6 protein-coding genes are annotated in these 3088 nt (G+C 34.7%); 2 read left to right on the top strand and 4 right to left on the bottom strand.

Annotated elements, in window-relative coordinates:
- Nucleotides 1-920 (top strand): 2-hydroxyacid dehydrogenase (locus tag V7127_RS19275; RefSeq protein WP_335488671.1); only part of this gene is annotated, 920 nt, incomplete at its 5' end.
- 75 nt (nt 921-995) lie between these two features.
- On the opposite strand, the gene V7127_RS19280 is transcribed toward V7127_RS19275, so the two are convergent.
- A complete protein-coding gene (locus V7127_RS19280) occupies nt 996-1169 on the bottom strand; it encodes a YozD family protein (RefSeq protein ID WP_335345410.1) in 174 nt (57 codons plus the stop codon).
- Between the two features lie 182 nt (nt 1170-1351).
- Between V7127_RS19280 and V7127_RS19285 the strand changes: the two genes are divergently transcribed.
- On the top strand, nt 1352-1519 hold the full coding sequence (locus V7127_RS19285) for a hypothetical protein (RefSeq protein ID WP_335488674.1): 168 nt from the start codon (nt 1352-1354) through the stop codon (nt 1517-1519).
- Here the strand turns inward: V7127_RS19285 and V7127_RS19290 are convergent.
- From V7127_RS19290 to V7127_RS19300, 3 genes are all read right to left on the bottom strand, one after another.
- Nucleotides 1516-2220: a hypothetical protein gene (locus tag V7127_RS19290; protein ID WP_335488677.1), complete on the bottom strand. Its 705-nt coding sequence runs from the start codon at nt 2218-2220 to the stop codon at nt 1516-1518. The genes V7127_RS19285 and V7127_RS19290 overlap by 4 nt on opposite strands.
- 173 nt (nt 2221-2393) lie before the next feature.
- Nucleotides 2394-2615: a YozE family protein gene (locus tag V7127_RS19295; protein WP_335488680.1), complete on the bottom strand. Its 222-nt coding sequence runs from the start codon at nt 2613-2615 to the stop codon at nt 2394-2396.
- A 166-nt stretch (nt 2616-2781) separates the two neighbouring features.
- On the bottom strand, nt 2782-2976 hold the full coding sequence (locus V7127_RS19300; protein ID WP_335353669.1) for a hypothetical protein: 195 nt from the start codon (nt 2974-2976) through the stop codon (nt 2782-2784).
- Between the last annotated feature and the right edge of the window lie 112 nt (nt 2977-3088).

Genomic DNA, 3088 nt, shown 5'->3' on the forward strand with positions numbered 1-3088 from the left:
TTCAAGTTGATATTTGGGATTCAGAGGATGAAGAAATACCAAGAGAGAAATTAATGGATATTATCCATCAATATGATGGTTTGCTTAGTTTACTTACTGAGAATATTGATAAGGAGTTGCTAGATCAAGGCAGCAATCTTAAGGTAATTAGCAATTTAGCTGTCGGCTATAATAATATTCAAATAGAAGAAGCTAGTTCTCGGGGAATCATAGTTACGAATACACCCGGTGTATTGACTGAAACAACGGCTGATCTTACATTTGCGCTTTTACTTGCAACTTCAAGAAGATTGATTGAAGCATCTAATAGCTTACGTGAAGGAAATTGGAAAACATGGTCACCAATGTATCTGACTGGAATGGATGTATACGGATCAACATTAGGGATTATTGGATTAGGTGAAATTGGAGCAGCTGTAGCCAGAAGAGCGAAAGGCTTTAATATGAACATATTATATTATAGCAGATCTCCTAAGCCGTTAGTAGAAGCCGAGCTTGGTATTCAATATGCTGACCTCGATACATTATTGCAAACATCAGATTTTGTTTGTGTACTTACACCCTTTACTAATCAAACTAAGAATATGATCACATTAAAAGAATTGAAACAAATGAAAAAGACCGCGATACTAATCAATACAGCGAGAGGCGGCATTGTAAACGAAGCGGATCTTGTACAAGCCTTATCAGAGGGAATGATTTGGGGTGCGGGACTAGATGTTTTTGAACAGGAGCCCATCCCAATTGATCATTCTATATTGCAGTTCACTAATGTAGTCACTCTTCCTCATATCGGCAGTGCCAGTATTCAGACGAGGACGAAAATGTGGGAGCTTGCAGCAAGAAACTTAACAGATGGGTTACAAGGAAAAAAGCCTCCTAATCTTGTCAATAAAGAGGCCTATCAATCAAAGGAATAGATCATTCATTATGTAATAAAATATTATTTTCGCTTTTAGCTAAAAATGACGAGAACTCTCGTCATTTTTTCTATATTAATCATGGTCAATTTCTTCATCGATAATGCACTTTTGCAATAAATAATCAAAAACGATATCTGCCAAATCCTCTAATTCATTTTCAGCAGGCACATAACCTCTTCTTGTTAGCTCATGAAAGAAAAAATCTGCTATTTCCTCCGTATCAATAATAACCTCAATTTCTCTCACAGCACCGCCCCCTTTGTAGAGAATGTATGACGTTCTCCTAAAATTCATGCTAACAATAATCATTTTCAAGTAAGCTTTACCTTTAAATTTTTTTTCTCCTGACATGTTTATTGCTGACAAGCATATAAATATCCATAAGAAAAAGTTTTGGTGCTGAATTCTATCATTGGAGGAGAAAAACTATGAATATTACTAGATTAGCTGAAATCATTAAAGAGGATGTAAACAATGAAGAAAGCATCATTATTAAGTCGTACAGTCAAGTATTAAAAGTCATGTTTAAGATCATTCTATTTTTGGGTGTTCCATATATCGCCTATCTATTGTTCATTTTCGGTAATCAAAGCTAAACGGTGCTCTTTCCATCATTACTAGAAATCTGCTTTAGTTTTCTAACAATAATTCGCATGATATGTTTATATTCCTCATCACGAAACATTTCATATAGAATTCGGTAGTCATTATATATATCTAATAAACCATCAATCAATAGTTTTCTTTCACGTATACTAGCCAGTATTTCTTTTTCAGTTTTTCGGAAATTGGAGGCCGCTCCTTTTTGTTCTAATGATTTAGGCAGGTTTTCTTTTTTATTCAGCAAATATAATAGTCCAAGCTTTTGGATGAAAGCATCCGCGCTTTCCGCATCAGCAACAATGGTTAATTCTTCTTCCCCTGCCTCAAGCCATTCACCATCACTGACTCTCGTGAGCTCATAAATAATATCCTCCCAAGCATCTTCCTTATAACGCCAAATTTCTGTCCTAAACCCTACAACCTTAAACAGATCCGATCCATAGCCTTTTACTTGAACTAAATCGCCAAAAAAGTACTTGTATTCTATATCAATATGCTCCTTCTCGATTAATTCTCCTTCAAACTCAGAGAGCATTTTGAGACTGGATTCCATAAAAAGACCTTCGCTTTTATTCACCTCATATACATACATTCCATCAAGCCATTTAACATCTGTAATTTTCCCAACTGTTCCATATATAGTGATCACGACTGTATCACCGATATTATATTTTGACTTTTTCCTATCGCTCATTTCCTCCATCCTTCCAGGTGTGAGTCGTGAAATTTAATTACAATATTATATGCAAGGATAGGAAAAATCGGTCCGTATATAGAAAAACTGATTAAAAATGAATAGAAAGCGGAAATGTCAAACAAATTGAAGGTGAACACAAAAAAAGGGCTACTCCTAAAGAGTTTCCCTGCCTATCCTTCTGATATTATAAATAATTCCCATGCTTCATCAAAAACCGCCATTCCGTCCATGTATGCGCCATTTAACTCTAAATATAAGCTGATTTCATGATAATCTGATGATGTCTTTGGAAAGTCGTGATCTAAATATGCATGATTTGCAAAGTGGCTAATCCGATCCTTTGGTGATGGATGCCGATATTTCATTAAAAAATGATAAAAAGTTTTTGCCATTATAACCGCCTCTTTGGAAATAAAATGAATGATCTATTATTGTTATTATATCGTATACATACTATACGCGAAAAACTGAGTTTTCGTCCATAGAAAAAGCAACCTAATATTAGGTTGCTTCTTCCTATGTGCATGTGAAGCTATAACATCTATGCTGACTAAGCAGTTACTGATAGCGTGATGATTTAGCTAATTCAGTCAGAATCCAAATAATATTAAACATTAATATCGCTACTGTAATCGGAACAGCTTGCAGCCAATTTTTTCCATATTTTTCTTTAATCACACCTGCATAAAATCCACAGAAAAATAAAGCAAACATAGCAACTGCAAGCATAAGCATTAAAGTTAGTTCCATCATTCTTCCTCCCTAAGTAAATGAATATCCCCTGTATTCATTATAAAGAGAGAGGAAACGAAGTTTGTGAATAAAACGTGAATTCTTTGTGAACTATGAGATAAAGTGAAACTTC

The organism is Bacillus sp. JJ1773, from assembly GCF_036962035.1.
Taxonomy (GTDB): domain Bacteria; phylum Bacillota; class Bacilli; order Bacillales; family Cytobacillaceae; genus Cytobacillus.

Coding starts and splice junctions, on each gene's coding strand:
- V7127_RS19300 (WP_335353669.1), bottom strand. CDS start 2,976: ATGATGGAACTAACTTTAATGCTTATGCTTGCAGTTGCTATGTTTGCT.
- V7127_RS19295 (WP_335488680.1), bottom strand. CDS start 2,615: ATGGCAAAAACTTTTTATCATTTTTTAATGAAATATCGGCATCCATCA.
- V7127_RS19285 (WP_335488674.1), top strand. CDS start 1,352: ATGAATATTACTAGATTAGCTGAAATCATTAAAGAGGATGTAAACAAT.
- V7127_RS19290 (WP_335488677.1), bottom strand. CDS start 2,220: ATGAGCGATAGGAAAAAGTCAAAATATAATATCGGTGATACAGTCGTG.